At 39.3% G+C, this 17,439-nt stretch carries 20 protein-coding genes, 1 other RNA gene and 1 pseudogene; 20 read left to right on the plus strand and 2 right to left on the minus strand.

Annotated elements, in window-relative coordinates; all coding sequences use genetic code 11:
• Nucleotides 1-382: 382 nt before the first annotated feature.
• The 3 genes from RVY80_RS02665 to RVY80_RS02675 are packed head-to-tail and all read left to right on the plus strand — an operon-like array spanning nucleotide 383 to nucleotide 2,293.
• Nucleotides 383-481, plus strand: a complete 99-nt coding sequence (locus RVY80_RS02665; RefSeq protein WP_317329575.1) for an ESPR-type extended signal peptide-containing protein — start codon at nucleotides 383-385, stop codon at nucleotides 479-481.
• A 51-nt stretch (nucleotides 482-532) separates the two neighbouring features.
• Complete coding sequence (locus RVY80_RS02670; RefSeq protein ID WP_317329577.1) at nucleotides 533-1,642, plus strand: YadA C-terminal domain-containing protein; 1,110 nt, start codon at nucleotides 533-535, stop codon at nucleotides 1,640-1,642.
• Nucleotides 1,643-1,660: 18 nt separating this feature from the next.
• Nucleotides 1,661-2,293 (plus strand): hypothetical protein, encoded by a 633-nt coding sequence (locus tag RVY80_RS02675; RefSeq protein ID WP_317329579.1) that lies wholly within the window; start codon nucleotides 1,661-1,663, stop codon nucleotides 2,291-2,293.
• Between the two features lie 252 nt (nucleotides 2,294-2,545).
• On the opposite strand, the gene RVY80_RS02680 is transcribed toward RVY80_RS02675, so the two are convergent.
• Nucleotides 2,546-3,430, minus strand: a complete 885-nt coding sequence (locus RVY80_RS02680) for a LysR family transcriptional regulator (protein WP_317329580.1) — start codon at nucleotides 3,428-3,430, stop codon at nucleotides 2,546-2,548.
• Between the two features lie 412 nt (nucleotides 3,431-3,842).
• Here RVY80_RS02680 and RVY80_RS02685 point away from each other — a divergent pair, with 412 nt between their 5' ends.
• On the plus strand, nucleotides 3,843-4,277 hold the full coding sequence (locus RVY80_RS02685; protein WP_317329581.1) for a cupin domain-containing protein: 435 nt from the start codon (nucleotides 3,843-3,845) through the stop codon (nucleotides 4,275-4,277).
• On the opposite strand, the gene RVY80_RS02690 is transcribed toward RVY80_RS02685, so the two are convergent.
• Nucleotides 4,272-4,793: a BRO family protein gene (locus RVY80_RS02690; protein ID WP_317329582.1), complete on the minus strand. Its 522-nt coding sequence runs from the start codon at nucleotides 4,791-4,793 to the stop codon at nucleotides 4,272-4,274. The genes RVY80_RS02685 and RVY80_RS02690 overlap by 6 nt on opposite strands.
• A gap of 267 nt (nucleotides 4,794-5,060) precedes the next feature.
• On the opposite strand from RVY80_RS02690, the gene RVY80_RS02695 reads away from it, so the two are divergent.
• The 16 genes and pseudogenes from RVY80_RS02695 (at nucleotide 5,061) to RVY80_RS02770 (ending at nucleotide 17,439) form a co-directional block, all read left to right on the plus strand.
• Nucleotides 5,061-5,807, plus strand: coding sequence for a tRNA (adenine(22)-N(1))-methyltransferase (locus RVY80_RS02695; RefSeq protein ID WP_317329583.1), 747 nt, complete (start codon nucleotides 5,061-5,063; stop codon nucleotides 5,805-5,807).
• Between the two features lie 99 nt (nucleotides 5,808-5,906).
• Nucleotides 5,907-7,022 carry a Nif3-like dinuclear metal center hexameric protein gene (locus RVY80_RS02700; protein ID WP_317329584.1) on the plus strand — a complete coding sequence of 372 codons (1,116 nt, stop codon included), beginning with the start codon at nucleotides 5,907-5,909 and terminating at the stop codon, nucleotides 7,020-7,022.
• 44 nt (nucleotides 7,023-7,066) lie between these two features.
• An RNA gene (gene rnpB / locus RVY80_RS02705) (RNase P RNA component class A) lies at nucleotides 7,067-7,419 on the plus strand.
• 39 nt (nucleotides 7,420-7,458) lie between these two features.
• Nucleotides 7,459-7,791 carry a thioredoxin family protein gene (locus tag RVY80_RS02710; RefSeq protein WP_317329585.1) on the plus strand — a complete coding sequence of 111 codons (333 nt, stop codon included), beginning with the start codon at nucleotides 7,459-7,461 and terminating at the stop codon, nucleotides 7,789-7,791.
• A 350-nt stretch (nucleotides 7,792-8,141) separates the two neighbouring features.
• Nucleotides 8,142-9,284 (plus strand): hydrogenase small subunit, encoded by a 1,143-nt coding sequence (locus tag RVY80_RS02715; RefSeq protein ID WP_317329586.1) that lies wholly within the window; start codon nucleotides 8,142-8,144, stop codon nucleotides 9,282-9,284.
• The gene (locus RVY80_RS02720; protein ID WP_317329587.1) at nucleotides 9,284-11,185 is read left to right on the plus strand and encodes a nickel-dependent hydrogenase large subunit; all 1,902 of its coding nucleotides are present in this window, start codon (nucleotides 9,284-9,286) and stop codon (nucleotides 11,183-11,185) included. Before RVY80_RS02715 ends, RVY80_RS02720 begins: the two co-directional genes overlap by 1 nt.
• 12 nt (nucleotides 11,186-11,197) lie before the next feature.
• Nucleotides 11,198-12,004, plus strand: coding sequence for a Ni/Fe-hydrogenase, b-type cytochrome subunit (gene cybH / locus RVY80_RS02725; RefSeq protein ID WP_295191708.1), 807 nt, complete (start codon nucleotides 11,198-11,200; stop codon nucleotides 12,002-12,004).
• Nucleotides 11,997-12,572, plus strand: a complete 576-nt coding sequence (locus RVY80_RS02730) for a HyaD/HybD family hydrogenase maturation endopeptidase (protein ID WP_295194053.1) — start codon at nucleotides 11,997-11,999, stop codon at nucleotides 12,570-12,572. The genes cybH and RVY80_RS02730 overlap by 8 nt, the downstream gene beginning before the upstream one ends.
• Nucleotides 12,569-12,946 (plus strand): hydrogenase expression/formation C-terminal domain-containing protein, encoded by a 378-nt coding sequence (locus RVY80_RS02735; RefSeq protein WP_295191714.1) that lies wholly within the window; start codon nucleotides 12,569-12,571, stop codon nucleotides 12,944-12,946. The genes RVY80_RS02730 and RVY80_RS02735 overlap by 4 nt, the downstream gene beginning before the upstream one ends.
• 157 nt (nucleotides 12,947-13,103) lie before the next feature.
• Nucleotides 13,104-13,304 (plus strand): transposase, encoded by a 201-nt coding sequence (locus tag RVY80_RS02740; RefSeq protein ID WP_317329588.1) that lies wholly within the window; start codon nucleotides 13,104-13,106, stop codon nucleotides 13,302-13,304.
• Nucleotides 13,305-13,314: 10 nt separating this feature from the next.
• Nucleotides 13,315-13,752 carry an integrase core domain-containing protein gene (locus RVY80_RS02745; protein WP_317329589.1) on the plus strand — a complete coding sequence of 146 codons (438 nt, stop codon included), beginning with the start codon at nucleotides 13,315-13,317 and terminating at the stop codon, nucleotides 13,750-13,752.
• 253 nt (nucleotides 13,753-14,005) lie between these two features.
• Entirely contained in the window at nucleotides 14,006-14,986 is a 981-nt protein-coding gene (locus tag RVY80_RS02750) for a glycosyltransferase family 2 protein (RefSeq protein WP_317329590.1), read from the plus strand.
• A gap of 154 nt (nucleotides 14,987-15,140) precedes the next feature.
• Nucleotides 15,141-15,923 carry a C40 family peptidase gene (locus RVY80_RS02755; RefSeq protein WP_317329591.1) on the plus strand — a complete coding sequence of 261 codons (783 nt, stop codon included), beginning with the start codon at nucleotides 15,141-15,143 and terminating at the stop codon, nucleotides 15,921-15,923.
• A 253-nt stretch (nucleotides 15,924-16,176) separates the two neighbouring features.
• Nucleotides 16,177-16,733 (plus strand): annotated as a pseudogene (locus RVY80_RS10265) (IS30 family transposase).
• A gap of 73 nt (nucleotides 16,734-16,806) precedes the next feature.
• The gene (locus RVY80_RS02765; protein WP_317329593.1) at nucleotides 16,807-17,265 is read left to right on the plus strand and encodes an ATP-binding cassette domain-containing protein; all 459 of its coding nucleotides are present in this window, start codon (nucleotides 16,807-16,809) and stop codon (nucleotides 17,263-17,265) included.
• Between the two features lie 18 nt (nucleotides 17,266-17,283).
• Complete coding sequence (locus RVY80_RS02770; RefSeq protein ID WP_317329596.1) at nucleotides 17,284-17,439, plus strand: hypothetical protein; 156 nt, start codon at nucleotides 17,284-17,286, stop codon at nucleotides 17,437-17,439.

Consider the following 17,439-nt stretch of genomic DNA (forward strand, 5'->3'; position numbering starts at 1 on the left):
TACCTAGAAAGTCCCTTGGGTATGATACGCCTGATGATTTATTTGAAGCTTATTTAGATACCGTCTATGCAGCTTAAATTATTTGGTTAAAGGTGTTCAATTTGAACTTGCAATTTTAGTAATGAAAGTTTATAATTGAATTAAGAAATTAGTTATAGATACCTTGACAATTAATTGACAATTAATGATGAATATTATGAAATTCTGTTTAGATTAAATAAAGAATGCATTAAATTAAGAATGTGTTAAATTAAGAATGTGTTAAATTAAGAATGTGTTAAATTAAGAATGTGTTAAATTAAATTCTTATTGATTTAATTTGATAGATTTTCATTTTATGTATTTTAAGTAAGTTGAATCTTTAGATAATGGGAGGGTTTTTATGAACAAGTTTAAAGTGATTTGGAATGCTAAAAAAGGTTGTAACGTAGTTACATCTGAAACTGCAAAAGGTACATGCCGTTTTCAAGGTATAGCTTGATTAGCTGCAGCGGCTGTGTTGGGGTTGACTGTAGTTGCTGGTGGTGTGAACATGGTTAGTGCGGATGTTGTTTTGAATGGTTATAATACAACAGTTACAGGTTGGGGTTCGATATTGCATCCGTATAGAGTGACCGCTAATACAGATAATACGACAATAGCAACGATTAATAATGAGTTAGCAGCTAAAACAACAACCTTGACAGTGGACGAAAATGGCACTGTAACCGCGGGCGGCGATACAACTAGTCTAGTGACAGGCGATAGTGTGGCACAAGCGATTAATGCTGCCGGCTTAAAAGATGGGGTGACTACGGTAACTTCCGGGGATGACTCTGTGATAGTAAATGATACTCCTGATGGTAAAAACCATGAGTATAAGGTACAAGTTGATTATAGTAAAGTAGCTGAAAAGACTAAATTAAGTTATAAAGATAATGGTGGCACAGCGAAACAGGTAAGCTTGAAAGATGGGTTAAACTTCGTTGGTACTAATAATATTACAATGGCAACCGGTGATAACGGACAAGTGACTGCTACATTGAATCCTGAGTTGAAGAATGTAAGCTCTATTTCTAATGGAGACACAACAGGCAGTAAGATTACATTAGGCGGTAACGGCGATAAGAACATTAGTGTTAACGGTGGTAAAATTACAAATGTAGCACCTGGTACTGCTGCTAATGATGTAGCTACTGTAGGTCAAGTACAAGAGGCTAAGAACGGTATCAACGGAGCCCTTCGTGGTTTGGATAGTAAAATCAACACAACTGGTGCAAATGCAGCAGCATTGGCTGGGTTGAAACCAATCCAATACGATCCATTGGAACCAACTCAAATCATGGCAGCATATGGTCATTATCATAATAAATCTGCTGTAGCAGTTGGTGTGGCTCATTTCACTAATGAAAGTACTATGTTCCACGCTGGTGTAACTCTTGATGATCAAGATAACATGTTCAATGTGGGTGTAACTAAAAAATTAGGTTCTTCCGCAGCTAAAAAAGCAATCCCTGAACGTTATCAAGGTGGTCCAATTAGCTCTGTATACGTAATGAACGATGAAATTACTGCATTGAAAGAAGAAAATGCAAGAATTAAACAAGAAAATGAAGATACTAAAGCTAAATTAGCAATGGTTATGGCAAAATTAGGTTTATAATCTGAAAGTTATTAACATATGAAACGTTTAATTCAAGTAGCAAGTGTATTGTCAGTATTAGCAGTCGGCGCTTTCACAGCGCCGGCTCAAGCTGAATATGTAGATGTATTAATGAATCCAGCCACAGGTAATGAAACAGTATTAACTGCCACTCAAGAGGCTGGTACAGTAGTGGCACCTAGTGAAAGTTTGCGAGAATTAGCAGCATCCTATAATGCTTGGTATGCAGCTGAAGAAGGTAAAACATACACAATTCCAGTTGCTGGCGGTTCATCTGTTACCTATACATGTCAAGAATTAGCTAATAAAAAGCTAATGGACTTCATCAATGTAAGAACTGATTTTTATCTTGGTTTCCACCGTTGGAATAGCGAAAGCTATGGTTGGACTAAATTGGATGCCATCCGTAATCAAGCCGCTAACGTGATTGATCAACCGGTACATGGTAACTTCCGTAAAGTCGATTTATGGGCTGCTATTAACGGCAAAGCCGTTCGAGGTTTCGATGCAAATACGTTGGTATCCATCGTAGGCAACGAAATGAAAGACGTATACTCATCAGAGTTACGTACTTATGCAAACGAAGTGATGATATTCGCTCTACGCGAAACTATGCGTGCTAGCGAATTCAAAATGTATGCTGATCAATAATTTGATATTATAATTTGGCCTTCATGATGGTGATCGATGATATTGCTTTATTGATACACTGATTAGGAATTCGGGTTTTGAATGTCATAGTAGATGAAATAGAGAGCGTCAAACTTGTTAGAGAGACATAGAAAAATAGAGAAGAGGCACCTCCGATGGGAGGTGCCTCTTTTGATGATATAAAATAAAAACGACACCTCGTACACGGTGTTGGTTTCTGCTACCTATGGCAAGCAATACTGTCGAATTATACTATCCTTTAATCCGGGTGCTTAACTCAGCCAAGAACCGTGCCACCGTAGGAGAACATACCTGATGCTGTTTAGTCACAACATACCAGGTACCACTCATGCTTGGCTCTAATGGGCGAGTGGTCAAATCTGGATGAGCAACCATATCGATGAGGCCACTGATAGCGAGCATATAGCCGATACCTTGAGACACGAGGTAGGTAGCGTTATTGATGAGATTATAGGTGGCAGCAATATTGAGTGCTGAACGACTGGTGCCGAATAATTCATAATCCACGGGATTTACAAAACCTTGTCGTGATAGAATGAGTGGCAAGGTTTTTAATTCTTCTCTAGGTATGGCGGAATATTTGGTTAAGTCATCATCTTTTGGTAGCACTAGTACGAATTCATCCTCATCGGGAAGGGGCATATAATCATAACCCTCTTTGAATTGTGGTTCAAATACCAATCCAATATCAAGGAGACCTTTTTCGAGCCGATCCATGATAACGATGTGGTCTCCTGTATACATATTGAATTGAATTTGCGGATGGATACGTTGTAAGCCCTTGAACACTGAAATAATGGTGTTCATTTGTATTGTTTCACCGCAACCGAAGTAAATATTGCCATTTAATAGCTCTTGATTTTCCTTGAGTGCAGACTCCGTTGTCTCCATCAAGGCGATGATTTCTTGCCCTCGTTGTTGAAGGTATCGACCTTCTTCGGTGAGGGTAATTTTGCGTTTGCCGCGAATGAATAATATTTTCCTGATTTGTTTCTCCAGGTCCTGCATTTGTTTTGATAATGTGGACTGCGTAATATGGAGGCTTTCAGCAGCACGAGTAATATTTTCCTCGTGTGCGATGGCTAGAAAATATTGTAATAATCTTGTTTCGATCATAGGAAGGCCCTTTGTGAAAGTAATGTATAATACGGTGGTTGAATGCTGTAAATTTGTACTTGAGGTTAATTCTATACATTAATTTTATCATTCCTAAAAACGATAGTAAATAATTGAATATAACTGTTGGCTATTTATAGCAGAGCTCATTATACTGTGACTATAAGGATAATTTGTAAATGCTACCATTATATAATCAAGCATTCTACTAAATGTAATGAAAGAAGGACGTCGATTCTCAGCTCATGTGACAGAGTCTGAATTGGCACAGTGGAGCAAGGGTTTGTTGAATAAATAAGATACAGTTTCTTGGATAAAATAAGAAGTTAGTGTATTGAATACATAAGAATTTAGTTTCTTGGATGCACAAGCATATAGTTTGTTAAGTTAGCATTTAGGAAGAGGTAGAGTTATGAAATACATGGATAAAGCAGAATTTGATAAAGTGAACACATTTGGCACTGGTGAATTTAATAGTGCGTACGCACAATATTTTATTAACGATTCCTATTTGAACCCGTTGATTGCACCAGGCACATCTACGGTACCAATGTTTAATGTAACATTTGCACCGGGTTGTCGTAATAATTGGCATATTCATCATGCTTCTAAATGGGGCGGACAAATTTTGATTTGTCATGCTGGCGAAGGTTGGTATCAAGAAGAAGGGAAAGAACCAGTGAGCCTCACACCTGGAACAGTGATCAATATTCCTCCAGAAGTAAAACATTGGCATGGTGCGAAAAAGAATACTTGGTTTGCCCATATTGCCATCGAAGCGCCAGGTGAAAATACAAGTAACGAATGGTGTGAACCTGTGACTGATGAAGTGTATAATGCGTTATAAAACAAAAACGACACCTCGTAGGCGGTGTCGTTTTCTGCTACCTATTTGGTTTGGTTTCAAATCTTCACGAATCAATAGCCTTTTTTGATCCTCGTTGAGTTCGTTGAATTGTTCTCTTATTTTTTGCTCACGAGTTTTGACTGCAAAATAAGTTTGCGCTAATGCGATGACTTTTTTCCGTGAATCACCGTTCATGGCTATTAGATAACACGCATATCTAGTTAGTTCGTAGTCATGAACTGTTTTTTCTAGTAGCCCAGCTTTAACGATTTTCCTGACGTCAGGAAAATGCAAAGACACCGCATTTCCACTGGTTTTACAAGCATCGATTGCTTTCAGGATTACTTTATGGAAATTTTCCCATTTTCCATAAGTAAGTACTGTTTGTAACTCTCGCGCTAGCCAATACTCCGAGCCATCATCTCTAACGTGTTTAATTGATTGAAATGGGTTAGTAGCATGAGTTTCTGTAACAGCACCTGGTCCTGCTGACTCATCAAAGAAGAAGTAATACATATTGACCTCCTATTCACACTTTAAATACACACTATTTTAAAAGTATTACTTTTGTAAACTGGATTTAGAGCCGTAATTGATTTGATTCTATTATAGTAAACTTCCAAATGTATCACAATACACCATACCCTATGTTCCTAGCAGTGACATTAGTCAACACTATTTCTTTTTGATATATTCTTGCTAATGAACTTACACACTAATGTACCTATGGTACAATATGGGATATAGATTAACTATTACACTGAATATATAAAGGATACAATTGTGAAGATTCGAACTATGACGGATCGTCTAGAAGCAGTGTTCACCATTATCCCTACAGCGAATGCTATTGGCGATATTGGTACGGATCACGGCTATATGGCGGTCGAATTATTAACGCGAGGTAAGGCAAACAGTGTTATCGCTGGGGACGTAAATAAAGGTCCGTTGGCCTCTGCGGCAGCATACATCAAAAAACGTGGACTAGATGATAACATAGAATGTCGATTAGGCAATGGATTACAGGCTACGAAGGTAGGCGAACTACAAGGTGCTGTCATCTGTGGCATGGGCGGATTCCTCATGCGAGATATTGTTGACGAAGGTCCCGAATTATTAGATTTCTATGTGCTGCAACCACAAAATGGACAAGCGGAGTTACGTCAGTACATGGTGCAGCAAGGTTACAAAATCCTACGTGATATTGTCATGACCGATATGGGGAAAATGTACCAAGCCTTTTTGGCAGTTCGTAGTGATGTTGTGGAACAGTACATCTCAGAAAGTGGTCCTATTACACCAAAACGTGTAGTGGAAGAAAATCCTTATGATGGATTAGAATCAAACTCTATGTTGTGGCTCGTAGGTGCTTGGGCAGAGCAAGAACGCCCTGAGCTATGGCGTGAACATATTGAGTTTTTGATCTACCAACGTCAATGTGCCATAGATGGTATGACTACAGAACTGGCACATACAGAGAAATACCAAGAATTAGAACGAGAAATCCAAGAATTAAAAACGTATGTATAGGTACAGCCACCTAATCTAAATGGCTTGAATATTGCGTATTAGGCACAACAGATATGGTGGGTTGATGAAAATTAGAAAATTAAATGTGTAGGAGGCCTTATGGCAAGTGTACAAGACATTATCAAAAGCATAGAACGGATGGCACCACTACATTTGGCAGAGGATTGGGATAATCCTGGACTTATGGTGGGTGACCGTACGCAAAATGTAACAGGTATTGTGACGTCATTGGATCCAACGGAGGCGGTGGTGGATTTTGCCATTGCTAACGATTGCAATCTAGTGGTAACACATCATCCGTTCATTTTTAAGGGGATGAAACAAATTGATTTGAATTCACCGCAGGGACGTATCATTCGTAAATTGGTGAAACATGATATTGCGTTGTATAGTGCTCATACAAATCTTGATATTGCTAGTGGTGGTCTCAATGATATGTTAGCAGAACGTATTGGTCTCACGAACGTGCGTGGCTTTGTGAAAACTAGATCTGAACGGTATATGAAACTTGTTACATTCGTGCCGGCTACGCATGCGGATGCAGTACGTGCGGCATTAGGTGCGGTGGGTGCCGGACATATCGGAAATTACAGTGACTGTTCCTTTACAACTACTGGCGAAGGTCGATTCAAAGGTGCAGCGGATACGAGTCCATTCCTTGGTGAATCAGGTCAACTAGAGGTGGCTGAGGAACAACGTATTGAAACCATTGTGAGTAAACAACGATTGGGCAAGGCCATTGAAGTACTTCTAGCGGCGCATCCTTATGAGGAGGTGGCCTACGACGTATATGAATTGGCGGGTCCGACGAAGGATTCTTATCTTGGCCGCATCGGTGAATTGCCAGAATCGATGAACCTTGATGAGTTCCGCGACTACTTGCAGGAATGTTTACCCCATGCAATCCTTCGTTTTGGTGGGGTTCCTTGTGAAAGTATCCAAACTGTAGCACTCTGTTCAGGCGGTGGCGCTGACTTCATTGGACAAGCAGTTGCTATGAAAGCCGATGTATACCTTACGGGTGATGTGAAATACCATGATGCCCAACGTGCCAAGGAGGCAGGTATTCTCGTGGCTGATGCGGGGCATTTTGGCACAGAGGAAATTGTAGCTGATGGCCTTGTAGCCTTTTTGCGTGATGAACAAGAAAAATTGCAATGGGGTGACATGAATATCGTGGCCCATCATGAGCAAGAGGATTTCTTTTTTATCTAACTTTCTTTGCTTTCATAATACCCACTATGATATACTGAATTGAAGCAAGTATGAAAGACGATTGCGAGTCCATTGGATTCGAGGAAAGTCCGAGCTCCATAGGGCAGGATGCCAGATAACGTCTGGCGAGGGTAACCTTAGGGAAAGTGCCATAGAAAAGAAAACCGCCACGCAAGTGGTAAGGGTGGAAAGGTGAGGTAAGAGCTCACCAGCAGTTCTGGTAACAGGCTGGCTCGGTAAACCCCATCCGGAGCAAGGCCGAATAGGAAAGGGTTGAGGTGGTCCCGCCGACCTTTCGGGTTGTGCCGCTCGAGCGTGCAGGCGACTGTACGCCTAGAAAGATAATCGTCACCGTAGCAATACGGAACAGAACTCGGCTTATTGATTGCTTGCTTCTACATTTAATAATAATTACCTGAGAGATGAGGAGAAGTTTATGTCTATCATTGCTATCAATAGCGTAGAGGAGTTTAATACCCAAGTATTAGGATGTGAAGGTTTAGCTATAGTAGATTTCTCGGCAGAATGGTGTACACCTTGTACAGTTATGCGTCCAGAGGTTGAAAAAGTAGCAGAAAATTTAGCTGGTAAAGTAACATTCTTTAGCCTTGATGCGGAAAACAAAGATCTTCGTGAAGTCTTGTTAACACAAGAAATCGAAGGTATTCCTTCCTTGGTATTCTATAAAGGTGGAAAACAACTTGATCGTTTAGCTGGTTATAAAAAAGCAGACGTACTTGAAAAACTCATCCGCGAAGTAATCAAATAAGATGAAAACGCCCCCATATATAAACTTTCACTCCTGAGCGCACGCGCAATGTCCTGAAAGTTCATATATGGGGGCTTTTTCTGTGTTGGACCCGCGTGAAATGCTGAAATGTAAGGCTATGTATAGTTTTCTGATTATCTATTTGGATTTTTGATAAAAATGATTTGTAACTTTCATAGAAAAAATTGAAATATTATGGATTTTCAATAGTCGTTAATATTTTCAATAGTCATTAATATTGAGTAATGATATACTATTATATATACATAGTATTGTATTGTTTCGTGAAATGAATAAGTATTGGATTATACATTTCTACTTCAAAGTTGTTGAGAAGGAGGTTGTGTTCCGTGAAAGATCGATTAAATAGTTTATGGACACTCTTTCAAGAGCGACGTCTAAGCCGACGCACGTTTGTGAAATCCTGTGTGGCCCTAACTGCTGTATTGGGTTTGCCACCAACTAAGTTAGACTCAGTAGTTAAAGCTGCTGAAACAAAAGAATTGCCTACGGTAATTTGGTTGCATGGTCATGAATGTACAGGATGTGATGAATCTTTCATTCGTTCATCTTCACCATTTGCATCTGACGTGATTTTAAACATGATTGCTCTTGAGTATGATGATACTTTGGCAGCAGCGGCAGGCGCTCCACTAGAGGAACATTTGCACAACATTATCCAAAATAAGAGCGGTAAATATATTTTGGCTGTAGAAGGTGGTGTACCACTTGAGGAAAACGGTATTTATTGTACTGTAGGTGGTCGTCCATTTGTTGAAGTATTGAAGGAATGTGCTAAAGGTGCCGTAGCGATTATTGAATACGGTTCTTGTGCAGCTTGGGGCGGTATTCAAGCAGCTAAACCTAATCCAACAAATACTGTATCTGTATCGTCTATTGTATCGGGTAAACCAATTATTAAGGTATCAGGTTGTCCGCCTATTCCTGAAGTTATGACAGGCGTTATTATGCATTATGCATTGTTCGGTCAAATTCCACCATTGGATAATCAAGGCCGTCCAAAACAATTTTATGGTAATCGTATCCATGATACTTGCTATCGCCGTCCATTCTTTGATTCCGGTTTATTCGTAGAAGAATTCGATGATGCTGGGTCCAAAGCTGGCTGGTGCTTGTACAAGGTAGGTTGTCGTGGACCACAAACGTATAACTCTTGTGGTAATTTACGTTGGTGGAATGGTTTGTCCTATCCAATTCAATCTGGTCATGGTTGTATTGGTTGCTCTGAAAAAGGATTCTGGGATAATGATGTATTCTACAAACGTATACCAGATATTCCAATGGCTAACACTATAACAACAGCTGATACAGTAGGTACCGTAGCAGCGTTCTCAGCAACTGGTGCAGTAATAGCTCATGGAGCCCTTACACTAGCTAAAAATAAATATGACGATATTAAAGAAGAAAAACGTCTCAAAGAAGCTGGTTTATGGGATGAAGAGAAACATAACAATAACGGAGGAGGTCACTAATGAAACGTGTTGTAGTAGATCCTATCTCTCGTATAGAAGGTCATTTACGAGTAGAAATCAAAGTTGACGAAGCAACTGGTAAAGTTGAAGACGCCTTATCCAGTGGTACTGCGTGGCGTGGTATTGAATTAGTTGCTAAAAATCGTGACCCTCGCGATTTATGGGCATTTGTACAACGTATTTGCGGTGTTTGTACAAGTACACATGCATTGGCATCCTTGCGTGCCGTAGAAGATGCGTTGGGTATTAAAATTCCTAAAAATGCCAATGCTATTCGGAACATTATGCATAGCTGTTTAGATGTACATGATCATATTGTTCACTTCTATCATTTACATGCCCTTGACTGGGTAAGCCCTGTAGCAGCATTAGCTGCAGACCCAGCTAAAACAGCACAATTGCAAAATGATATTTTGAATACCTATAATGTGTCAGGATTAGCTCCAGCAGATTTGGAATCTTCATCCTCTGCATATCCAAAAGAATTTCCTAAGGCGACTACTGCGTATTTTGGAGCAGTACAAGCGAAAATCAAAAAAATCGTTGATTCTGGTCAATTAGGCATTTTCTCTGCTCAATGGTGGGATCATCCTGATTACAATATTTTACCTCCAGAAGTACATTTAATGGGCGTGGCTCATTATTTGAATATTCTAGATCGTCAACGTGATATCGTGATTCCTCATGTTATCTTTGGTGGTAAAAATCCTCATCCACATTATATTGTAGGTGGTATGCCATGTGCGATTTCTATGGATGATATGAATGCGCCAATTAATACAGCTCGTTTAGCAGCAGTAGATCAATCCATTTCTCTAACAAAAGATTTGGTGAATTATTTCTACTTGCCAGATATTTTGGCTATCGGCAAAATTTATGTACAAGCTGGTAAGGTTGATGGTGGCGGTTTATCCAAAAAACGTGCCTTGTCCTATGGGGATTATCCAGATGAACCATATACTGGTATTGCTGATGGCGATTACCATCGTAAAAATATCGTTCGCTCTAATGGTGTTGTTGAAAACTTTGCATTAGGCGTAGATAAAGCTACTTTCATCAATTTAGAAGGTAAGGATTTCATGGATCCTCAATACCTCAGTGAAGAAGTAGATCATTCCTGGTTTGAATATCCAAATGGTACAAAAACATTACATCCTATCGATGGTGTGACAGACCCTAAATTTACGGGTCCTAAAACCGGTACAAAAGAAAAATGGGAATTCCTTGATGAAGATAATAAATATTCTTGGATTAAATCCCCAACTTTCAAAGGCAAAGCTTGTGAAGTGGGTCCATTAGCAAAATATATTGTTGTGTATACGAAGGTTAAACAAGGTATTTTGAAAGACCCAACTTGGGCAGAGCAAATGATTGTTCGCCAAATTGATACAGTGAGCCAAGTGCTTGGCGTACCAGCTCATGTTTGGATGACATCTACAGTAGGTCGTACAGCATGTCGTGCTCTTGATGCACAAGTAGCAGCTACTATTAGCCAATATTTCTACAATCAACTTGTGGCTAATATTAAGGCCGGTGATGTGGCTGTGGCGGATACAACTAATTTTGACCCTAATACATGGGCCCCTGAAAGTAAAGGTGTAGGTTTAGTGGATGCTCCACGTGGTGGTCTAGGTCACTGGATTCACATTAAAGACGGCCGCTCTGCAAACTATCAATGTATCGTTCCATCTACATGGAATGCATGCCCTAAAACGACAGCCGGTGAACATGGTGCGTATGAAGATAGCATGATTGATACAAAGGTTAAGATTGCTGATAAACCTTTGGAAATCTTAAAGGCTATTCATTCCTTTGACCCATGCCTTGCATGTGCGACACATTTGTACAATAAAAAAGGTGAAAAAATCGTCTCTGTGAATACAGATGCATTGTGTAAATAAGGAGACGGAGCTATGTTAATACATACTGATAAAAAGGCGTATGTCGTATTTAGTTTATGGCTACGCATATTCCACTGGACCATGGTGCTCAGTGTAACAGCTCTATTTTGGACAGGATTGTACATCGGTGATCCAGGATTCTCTGCATTAACGGGTCATGTAGAACCTACCTATGCAGTTGATGCATGGTTTTCTATGGAAACAATTCGACGCATACATTTTATTGCTGGGTTTATCTTGGCATTCTCCTTTATTTTCCGTATCGCTGGTGCTATTTACAATCGTGGTGATAGATTATTGCCTAGATTTAATCAAAAACGCTATTGGTATGGTTTGCGAGAAACTACGCTTCACTATTTGATGATTCCACAGAAACATGAACATCATTGGTTGCGTAACTCCTTGGCACGTACAGCCTATGCAGCAGTCTACCTTTTGTTTATTGCTGAAATCACTACAGGCTTTGCTATGTATGCGATGGTAACACCAAATAGTTGGATGGCTGTTTTATTTTCTCCAGTTATTGCCTTATTGGGTGGTGAATATAATGTTCATATTGTTCACCATTACATCGCTTGGTGCTTCTTGTTCTTTACAATTGTTCATGTATACATGTCTTTCCGTGAAGATGTAATGGAAGAATCTGGTGAAGTATCATCTATGGTTTCTGGTATGAAATATTATGCACACGATCCTATCGATATCGAAGATTTGAATGCGAAACGTCATCGTGGCGAACGTGTGGTTGTTCCAACTGGAACTACATATCGTCCAAGTAATCCAGATGATCCAAAGGAAAAGGAATTACTAAATGATTAATACGGACTCTATACAATTAGGTGGGGTCAATATCAGCGCGGGCTCAGAGGGTCCGCGCATTGATATTACTAGACTCTATGATGATGGTGACAATAGTATCGTTCTACTAGGCGTTGGGAATGTACTCCTCACAGATGAGGGCCTTGGGGTTCATGTGATTAATGATCTTCGTGAAAGCTATAATTTCGCGCCACCTATCAATATTGTAGATGGAGGCACTATGGGAATGGAATTATTGTCCTATATGAGGGGCATGAAAAAATTATTACTCATCGATGCCATCAATGGTGGAGATAAGCCAGGAACGATTTATGAGTTTCCTCATCAAGAATTAGAAACATATTTTACAGAACATATTTCCGTACACGAGGTAGGGATGCAAGATATATTACGCATTCGCGCACTCCAAGAAGACCCACTAGAGGATGCTGTAGTGGTTGGAGTAGAACCTGAATCCTTGGAGATTGGGTTTGAACCGAGTCCAGTAGTACGAGCAGCGCTACCAGAGGTTAAAAAACGTGTATTGAAAGTATTACAATCATGGAATGTGGAGGTGAGTCCTAAATGATTGAAGATTATAGTAATGTTCGTGCTGTATTGGCAGAATTAAAAGGGGCTCTAAAAACGCTCCGCACCACAGGTGAAGGTTATACCATCTATGTGGAAAAAACAGGCCTTTCTGAAGAAGAGCAAGTTGAAGTTCTACAGACCTTGGGTAAAGGTACTGTGACTATTGATTTTCGTGAAACAGACCAACCAGTGACTTGGCAAGAAAGCCAGTTTCCAGGCATATGGGTGGGGACATTTAAGAATGCGCGCAATGACGGAATTTTGCATACCATTGAAGTCGCCTATTATCCTGAACTAGCGAAGACCTATGATGAAGATATGATTCAAGCTGAAGACGATTTGCAATCTTGGATTGAGGCATCTCAACTATAATTGAATATAATGTAACAGCCCTATACACGTATACTCGTCTCGGCTAGACATAAAGTCTAAGCTCGTCTCGCATACGTGCATAGGGCTGTTGTACTGCTATAAATTTCAGGTAACACACTTGTCTAAAGGAGTATACTAAAAACAAGGAGTGATTTATATGGTTAAAGTATATGAACCTGAATTCAAGAAACAAATAGCTCAACTATATTTAGAACACAAAGGTGTCATAGGATATAGGATGATGTATCGACTATTGGTGCAACAAGGCATAATAAAATTGAACGAATATTTTCAGCATCAAAACCTAATGAAAAATGGTGTATTGATTTTACCTACTTACCTACAATCTAAGGTATAAAGCAATATAATTGTACAATTATATTGCTTTATATGATCGTTGCGTAGTAGCCAGTATTACTTCGGATGCTTTAACTAGACAGTTAGCGATTGATACGGTTAAAATGGCTTTATGCTTTGCTAAAAAGAAACCGAAATCATTAATTCTTCATAGTGATAGAGGCGTCCAATTTACCTCGAAAAAATTTGTAGAATTCTGTGAGCAAGAAAAAATCATACAAAGTATGAGTGCTGCAGGTTGTCCTTATGATAATGCCCCAATGGAACGATATTTTAATACATTAAAGACTGAATTGATTAATACTAATCAGTATTTTAGTACTGAACATTTACAAGCAGATATTTCTAAGTTTGCGCATTTATGGTATAACCATAATAGGCCTCATAGCTATAATGGCTATAAGACGCCTTTTGAAAAGAGGTTTGAAATAGACAATAATGTTACCTAGAATCTATAGCAGAACACTCCTGAAGGTAAAATTTTGAAGAATTTTGAAGAGTGATGTAACTATATTGTAATCCTTCTGTACAAATTTTGTAGTTTTTTCGGTGGAAAATCGTGTATAGGATTCTAATGAAATAGACATGGACCCTACTATATATGGATATGTAGGGCGTAGTGACGGGTATTGTCAACCTTATGGATTTGCCATGTGCTACAATTTTTAGTAAAATATATACGTAATAATTTGTGGAGGATATATGTTAATTTCGATTGTTGTTCCTGTATATAACGAAGAAGAGAATATTAGGACATTTTACGACGCAGTCACTGAGGTCATGTCAGGACTCGAGTATGATCATGAGCTGATTTATGTGGACGATGGGTCTTCTGATTCTTCAGCAATGATATTGCGCGAGATTGCCTTCAATGATAAACGTGTAAAGGTGATTCTTTTGGCTCGTAATTTTGGACATCAATTAGCGTTAACATGTGGTCTTGATTTCGCTCATGGTGATGCGGTGATTACAATGGATGGGGATATGCAACATCCACCGGCTTTGATTCCAGAGCTTGTCCGGTTGTGGGAATCCGGGTATGATGTAGTTCGTACTATTCGTGATTCTACTGAGGATGCGACTTGGGCCAAGGCGTTCACTTCCAAGTATTACTATAAACTTATGAATAAAATGGCATCTGTTCCTATCGTTGAGGGTGGATCAGATTTCCGACTATTAAATCGCAAGGCCTTGGAAACGTTAAAACGATTCCGTGAACATGGTCGTTTCTTGAGAGGTATAGTGGGGGACCTTGGGTACCGTCAGGCAGAATTGCATTTTGTGGCGCCACCTCGATTTGCAGGTGTGTCTAAATTCAATGTTCGTAAAATGCTTCATTTTGCATTAGATGGTGTAACTGCATTCTCTCGTGTACCATTGCGTGCCGCTTTGTATGGGGGCATTATTTGCGGTGGTATTAGCTTCTTGTTGATTTTGCATATTATTTATGTGTATTTAACAGGTCAAGCACTCAATGGATGGACTACATTAGGTGTATCAATCCTATTCCTAGGTGGCATTCAGCTCATCGGTATTGGTATTATCGGTGAATACGTAGGTCGTGTATTCGAAGAAGTAAAACAAAGACCTTTATATTGGGTAAAATCAGCTATCAATTTTGAGGAGACTCAGGAGATTATTCAACCTGACACTTATCACAGTAACTATAAGGTGATGAAATAATTTTTACCATATGAATAGCATGTAATGCTGTGTTTCGGGACTTTCACCAACGAACATCGTTATGGTGAAAGCAACGCCTCAGATAGCGACTTATCATAAAAGCCTAATATATTTTGAATAAATAGGTTAACCAATTGTGTTAGAAAGGAAACATATGACGTCAAAATATAGTAAAGTTCGTATCATTGCATTAACTGCCGCGGTAGTTTGCATGTCCACGGTGTATGCCAGTGCAGCAACATACCAATTTGGTGATAAGGGCAAAGACATTACTACTATTCAACAAAAACTAATTAAGCATGGCTATAATGCTACAGACAAATCCGGCGTGTACGGAAAAGAAACAAAATGGGCAGTACGCCTATTCCAAGAAGATAATGGATTACAAGTTGATGGCATAGTGGGACCTACAACGTATAAAGCGTTAATGGGCGCCATGAGCAGTGATGCGAAAGCAAGTAAAAAAAGTCGTGAGACTAATAAAAGCAAGATATCCAAATCATCTAAGTCTAAATCTAAGGCCAAAAAAGCATCCTCTGAATTTAGTATTACAAAATATGCACCGGTATCTGGTGATGTAAAACGCATTTTGCAAGAGGCAGATAAATACCGCGGTGTACCATATGTATTTGGTGGAGCTACACCGAGCGGTTTTGATTGTTCTGGCTATATTCGCTATGTATTTGCAAAGCAAGGCATGGAAATGCCACGTATGGCAGACGAACAGTACCGCATGGGTAAAGCGGTCTCACAATCTAATTTGCAACCAGGTGACTTAGTGTTCTTTGAAACCTATGAACCAGGGCCATCTCACTCTGGTATTTATATTGGAGACGGCAAATTCATCAGTGCTACTTCTAGCAGTGGTGTTGCTGTAGCTGATATGACTAGTGGTTACTGGGGCGATCGTTACTTGGGCGCGAAACGCGTTATGTAATGTAAGAGTTTAATTATATGCAAACAGTAAAAAACACATCGATAAGTGATATGCTTTATCGATGTGTTTTTTGCGTTCTAATGAAATATAGCTAAAAATAGCTATATTACAGGTATTTTTTATATAATGTGATTTGCTTATGAATCGTAAATTGTAGAATGAAATTGAACACTAAAACTAAATAAAAAGATCCATAGGATTGCATCAATGGTAAAATTAAGTTACGACACAAAATTAACCGGAGGCAATCACTATGGACTACCTAAATAATACCATTAATACCCTACCTCGCCATCGAGGCAGACCAACAGAGTATGTACCTAGTCGAGGTCAAGCCGTTTACTATGAAAACAGAAAACGTTCTGGTCGTAAACAGCGCATTACGTCTGAAAGTCCATTTGCTATTTGGGTTGCAGAGCAAGTTAAAAAAGCTAACTGGTCATTAGACGTATGTGCTGGCTATGCTAAGAAGCATAATCTGTTTACTGAAATGGATCACAATTTGCTACTGTATTTAAAACAATTACAGCAGACAACGGAACTGAGTTTGCGGAATTATCTCAGTTAGAACGATATGGTATAATAATATATTTTGCTCATCCATATAGCTCTTATGAGAGAACTCAAAATGAGCGTCACAATCGCATTTTCAGAAAGTACGTACCTAAAGGAAAGTCTATCGAAAACTACTCTGCTGAGCAGATTCTCTGGTTTGCAGAGGATATGAATTCATTACCTAGAAAGTCCCTTGGGTATGATACGCCTGATGATTTATTTGAAGCTTATTTAGATATCGTCTATGCAGCTTAAATTATTTGGTTAAAGGTGTTCAATTTGAACTTGCAATTTTAGAAATTTATCTATTTCGTATGGTGAGAAAACCGTGTTGTCGGAATTGTCTATTTCTGTAAACTATGGTGAAATTGTATCTGTTTTAGGAAAAAGCGGGGTAGGCAAGTCCACATTGCTCCGTACGATTATGCATGATTTGCCACGTCAGGCACATAGGAGCAAGGGCCGTATATTGGTAGATAATCAAGATATAGATGTATTGGCGAGTCACGAGGGATTTCATGGGGCAGTAGTGTCTATGGTGTTTCAAAATCCGAGCCAAATATTTTCTCCGTTGCGCACAATCGGTCAACATGTTAGTGATTTTTTAGAGGCCCATCACGTGACTGATCGATATGATGAATTTTTACGACAGTTGGAGCATCTGCAGTTACTTTCACCAGAGCGTGTTATGGCATCGTACCCATTTGAATTGAGTGGTGGTATGTTGCAACGTGTAGCGATTGGTATGGCTATATTTTTACGACCGGCTCTATTATTGGCTGATTAACCCACTAGTGCTCTCGATGTGATTACACAAAAGGAAATTCTTGATTTATTGCAACAAATTGCCAAACAAGAGCAGGTAGCGGTACTGATGATTACTCATAATGAAAGGGCGGCACATTACGTCTCAGATGCTATCTATCGATTGGTGGATGGGCAGTGTCAAAAGGTGAATTAG

Source organism: Veillonella absiana (assembly GCF_032970865.1).
GTDB lineage: Bacteria > Bacillota > Negativicutes > Veillonellales > Veillonellaceae > Veillonella > Veillonella absiana.

What these genes read in the sequence shown, in the direction of transcription:
- RVY80_RS02675 (WP_317329579.1), top strand. Translation starts at nt 1,661, where the DNA reads ATGAAACGTTTAATTCAAGTAGCAAGTGTATTGTCAGTATTAGCAGTC.
- RVY80_RS02700 (WP_317329584.1), top strand. Translation starts at nt 5,907, where the DNA reads ATGGCAAGTGTACAAGACATTATCAAAAGCATAGAACGGATGGCACCA.
- RVY80_RS02665 (WP_317329575.1), top strand. Translation starts at nt 383, where the DNA reads ATGAACAAGTTTAAAGTGATTTGGAATGCTAAAAAAGGTTGTAACGTA.
- RVY80_RS02755 (WP_317329591.1), top strand. Translation starts at nt 15,141, where the DNA reads ATGACGTCAAAATATAGTAAAGTTCGTATCATTGCATTAACTGCCGCG.
- RVY80_RS02720 (WP_317329587.1), top strand. Translation starts at nt 9,284, where the DNA reads ATGAAACGTGTTGTAGTAGATCCTATCTCTCGTATAGAAGGTCATTTA.
- RVY80_RS02740 (WP_317329588.1), top strand. Translation starts at nt 13,104, where the DNA reads ATGGTTAAAGTATATGAACCTGAATTCAAGAAACAAATAGCTCAACTA.
- RVY80_RS02685 (WP_317329581.1), top strand. Translation starts at nt 3,843, where the DNA reads ATGAAATACATGGATAAAGCAGAATTTGATAAAGTGAACACATTTGGC.
- RVY80_RS02750 (WP_317329590.1), top strand. Translation starts at nt 14,006, where the DNA reads ATGTTAATTTCGATTGTTGTTCCTGTATATAACGAAGAAGAGAATATT.
- cybH (WP_295191708.1), top strand. Translation starts at nt 11,198, where the DNA reads ATGTTAATACATACTGATAAAAAGGCGTATGTCGTATTTAGTTTATGG.
- RVY80_RS02680 (WP_317329580.1), bottom strand. Translation starts at nt 3,430, where the DNA reads ATGATCGAAACAAGATTATTACAATATTTTCTAGCCATCGCACACGAG.
- RVY80_RS02670 (WP_317329577.1), top strand. Translation starts at nt 533, where the DNA reads ATGGTTAGTGCGGATGTTGTTTTGAATGGTTATAATACAACAGTTACA.
- RVY80_RS02690 (WP_317329582.1), bottom strand. Translation starts at nt 4,793, where the DNA reads ATGTATTACTTCTTCTTTGATGAGTCAGCAGGACCAGGTGCTGTTACA.
- RVY80_RS02710 (WP_317329585.1), top strand. Translation starts at nt 7,459, where the DNA reads ATGTCTATCATTGCTATCAATAGCGTAGAGGAGTTTAATACCCAAGTA.
- RVY80_RS02735 (WP_295191714.1), top strand. Translation starts at nt 12,569, where the DNA reads ATGATTGAAGATTATAGTAATGTTCGTGCTGTATTGGCAGAATTAAAA.
- RVY80_RS02730 (WP_295194053.1), top strand. Translation starts at nt 11,997, where the DNA reads ATGATTAATACGGACTCTATACAATTAGGTGGGGTCAATATCAGCGCG.